This is a genomic window from Streptomyces calidiresistens (genome assembly GCF_014141525.1).
Lineage (GTDB): Bacteria > Actinomycetota > Actinomycetes > Streptomycetales > Streptomycetaceae > Streptomyces > Streptomyces calidiresistens.
Genome location: NZ_VKHS01000527.1, coordinates 1 through 3,980 on the forward strand (window position 1 = coordinate 1; position 3,980 = coordinate 3,980).

A 3,980-nucleotide genomic window follows, 5' to 3' on the forward strand; every position below is an offset into this window, starting at 1 on the left:
ACCGCCGGGAGGGCGGTCGCGGGGGTGCCCCGGCGACCGCCCTCCCGGCGGTCACTCCGGCACCGGCAGACGGACCGTCATCGGCATGCCGTCACCCAGGTGGAGGATGCCGTTGCCCGGCTGCGGGCGCTCCACGGCCACGCTGCGGGCCAGCTTCGCGCCGATCAACTCGCCGTGCCGGTGGGTCTGCGGGGAGAGCAGCACGCCGCGACGGGCCTTCTTGACCTCCGCCTGCCAGCCGCTGAAGCCGCTGCACACGTCGGCGGCGTCACCGGCCAGGACGGTGCAGATCCCGCGTTCGCTCCCGCGCACCACCATGGCGCGCAGTTCGTCCTCGGCGTCGCGGGTGCGGCGCAACTCCTCCGCGTCGTCCATCATGAAGACGATCGGCTCGGCGGGCGTGGCCGAGGCCAGCGCCCCGGCCACGTCCTCGTTGGTGATCTTCGTGCCGCGCAGCACGGACACCACGCCCTCCTCCCCCTCCAGCGCCTCCAGCGGCGACTGCCGGGGGACGGAGACCACCAGGCGGACGCCGTTGCGCAGGAAGGACCGGGCCATGTGCATCAGCACGGTGCTGCGACCGGACTTGGCGGGCCCCGCGATGACGAAGGACGGCAGGCCGGTCGCCATGTCGGGCCCGAAGGCCGTCAACTCGTCGCCGCCCACGCCGACCAGCGCCCACAGGCGCGAGTCGGAGGTCTCCGGGTCGCGCATCTCCCAGGCGTCCGCGAAGGTGAGGTTCGCCGGCAGGACGTCCACCCGGAACGGCCGCCGGGAGCGCGGCACGGAGGCGTCCCGCTGCCGGGCCGCCTCGCCGATGGCGGTCAACGCCGCCGCCTGCCCCTGACCCGTCAGGTCGTCGTCCAGGACGGCGACCTGGACCTCGGCCCCGGAACCGCCCCGGAACATGCGGCCGGCCGGCACCTCGTCGGGGATGTCGCGCGGTCGCAACCCCGCCGCCGAGTAGTCGGTGCGGTCCTGGAGGCGGAAGGTGTACTTCTCCTCGGCGAGGCTGCTGATGCGGCCGGTCATCACCCGCTGGTCACCGGTGATGATCACGTGCACGCCGACGCTGGCGCCCTCGCGCATGACGAAGAACAACTGGTCGGTCAGGGCCCCGGTGTCGATCTCGCCCAGGGAGGGCAGCCAGCCCTCCCACCGGTCCACGAGCACCACGATGTGGGGCAGCCGCTCGTCCTCCGGCGCCGCCGCGCGCTGCTCCCCGATGTCGGCGAGGGCGTCGCGCGCCAGGATCTCCTGGCGTCGGGCCACCTCTCCGTCCAGGCGCTGGAGCAGGCGCTTGGCGCGGTCCACCTGGTTGCGGCCGACCACCGCGCCGCAGTGCGGCAGCCGGGTGAGCACGTTCAGCGCGCCGTTGCCGCAGTCGAAGGCGTAGAGGTGGACGTCGCGGCAGGAGTGGGTGCGGGCCAGGGTGCCCGCGATGGTGCGCAGCAGTTGGGACCGGCCGGTGCGCGGGGCGCCGGCGACCAGCAGGTGGCCGAAGGTCGCGAAGTCCACCGCGAGGGGACGGCGGGTCTGCTGCTCGGGGACGTCCTCCACCGCGTAGGGGGTCGCGGGCAGCGCGCCGGCGGACGCCGGGGCGGGCAGTTCGTCCAGGCGGACCGTCTCCGGCAGCGGGTCCAGCCACGGGCGGTGCTGCCGGGGGAAGCCGAGCGCCCGGTCGGCCTCGATGATCGCGTCCACCAGGACCCGCAGGTCGGTGTTGGCGTCGTCCTCGGTGCGGGTGCCCTCCGGACGGCGGAGCGCCTCGCGACCCAGCGCGTTCCACTCCAACTCCTTGGACCAGGGCCGGGAGACGGCGGGGTCCACCGCGCCCGGCCGCCGGCCGCCGACCCGTCCGGACTGGAAGGGCACCAGCGAGGAGGCGCCCAGTCGCACGTAGGCGCGGCCCGGCGTGGACTTGGCGATCATGCCGGCGTCGGGGGCATCGATGACGTCGGTGGACTCGCCGGCGTCGGTGACGCGCAGCGCGATCCGCAGGTTGGTGTTGGCGCGGATCTCCGGGGAGACGACGCCGGAGGGCCGCTGGGTGGCCAGCAGCAGGTGGATGCCGAGGGACCGGCCGCGCTGGGCGATGTTGACCAGGCCCTTCACGAAGTCCGGCAGTTCGCGGACCATCGAGGCGAACTCGTCGATGACGATGAGCAGGCGGGGCATCGGTTGGTGCCGGCCCGGCTCGCGCCGGGCGAGGTCCTGGTGGTCCTCGATGTCCTTGGCGCCGACCGCCGCCAGGATGTGCTCGCGGCGGGTCAGTTCGGCGCCCAGCGAGCGCAGCGCCCGTTCCACCAGGTGGTTGTCGAGGTCGGTGACCATGCCGACGGTGTGCGGCAGTTGCACGCAGTCCTTGAAGGCCGAGCCGCCCTTGTAGTCGACCAGCACGAAGGTCATGTTCTCGGGCGTGTTCGCGACCGCCAGGGAGGCCACGATCGTCTGCAGCAGCTCGGACTTGCCGGAGCCGGTGGTGCCCGCGATCAGACCGTGCGGGCCGTCGCGGCGCAGGTCCAGGGCGAACGCCCCGTCGTAGGACTCGCCGATGACGGCGGTGGTCGACTGGCCGTCGAACCGCCAGCGGGCGGCGATCGCCTCCGGGGTCGGCGGCTCCAGCTCCATGACGTCCAGCAGCCGGCTGGAGGAGGGCAGACCGGCGCCCTCGACCTCGCCGCTGATGTCCCGCAGCGGCGCCAGGGACCGGGAGACCAGGGCGCACCAGTGGGGGGAGACCAGGTCGGGCAGCACACCCCTGACCGGGTCGGCTCCCTTGCGCTCCACCCGCAGGCGGTCCGGGACGGGCGCCGTGCCCTCGCCGGGGCGTCCCCGCGAGGGGTCGCCCGCGGCGGGCCGGCCGGGGGCGCCGAAGCCGGGCGGTCCGCCGGGGAAGCCGCCGAAGCCGCCCTGCGGCAGGCCGGCCCGGAACTGCTCCCAGGGGTTGGCGGAGGGGTCGGGCCGGGGCTCGGCCACGGCCACGGCCTGGCACTCGCCGGGCAGGAAGCGCTCCTCCTCGTCCAGGCACAGGGAGTGGATGCCGACCGAGGGGCCCTCCTTGAGCAGCCGGATCACCCCCGGCAGGGTGCGCATCCGGCGCGACCCGTCGAAGACGATCACGATGTCGGGGTCGGAGAACTCGGCGGTGCGGGACCGCGACTTCTTCGCCGCCTTGAGCCGTCCGTCCAACAGGCCGGTCAGCTCCGCGAGGCGGGCGCCCACGGTCTCGGCGTCGGTGCCGATCAGCACGTTGGTGTTGCGCTCGGCCTCGGGTCGGGCGTGCGGGAGCCAGCGCACCCACTCCCAGTCATCCCGCCCGGCGGCGTCGGTGAGCAGGTACAGCTGGACGTCGTTGGGGCTGTGCAGGACGACGAGTTGGCCGACGGCCCAGCGTCCCATGGCACGTGCCATGCCGCCGGGGGCGGCCAGGCCGACCACACCGTGTTCCCGCATCGGGATGGTGACCGGCGCGTCGGGGACCTTCCAGGTGACCTCCCGCTTGTGCTCGTCCTGTTCGGGGTCGCTGAGGATCACCTCGGAGTCGAGGTCGCAGGTGCCCACCCGCAGCAGCAGGTGGTCGTCGTCGGTGCGCCGGCGCTCCCACAGGCGGGTGCGCGGGCCGGTGGCGGCGTTGAGCACCACGGCGGGGTCGGGGGCGGCGTGCCGCCGGGTGAACCGTTCGGCGGCGAGTGCCTGTTGCGCGTCCCCCTCGACGCGCGCCTTGGTCTCCTCGTACTCCTTGACGCGTTCGGCGTACTTGCGGCGGGCGTTCTTCGTCGACATGAAGTAGTTGGCGAAGAGCATGATCGGCGACAGGATCGCCATGATCAGGAAGATCCACCGGCCCAGCAGCAGCGCCATGGTGATCGCGCCGACCAGGGGCACGAAGGCGAGCACCCAGGGCAGCGGGCGCTTGTCGGGCTCGTCCGGCGGTTTGGGGAGCCGGAAGTGGGTGGGGCTTTCTCTTATACACATTT

1 protein-coding gene is annotated in these 3,980 nt (G+C 73.6%); it reads right to left on the reverse strand.

Annotated features, from left to right (window positions below):
- Nucleotides 1–51: 51 nt before the first annotated feature.
- Nucleotides 52–3,980: FtsK/SpoIIIE domain-containing protein (locus FOE67_RS18935; RefSeq protein WP_182665888.1), on the reverse strand; the 3,929-nt coding region annotated here is incomplete at its 5' end.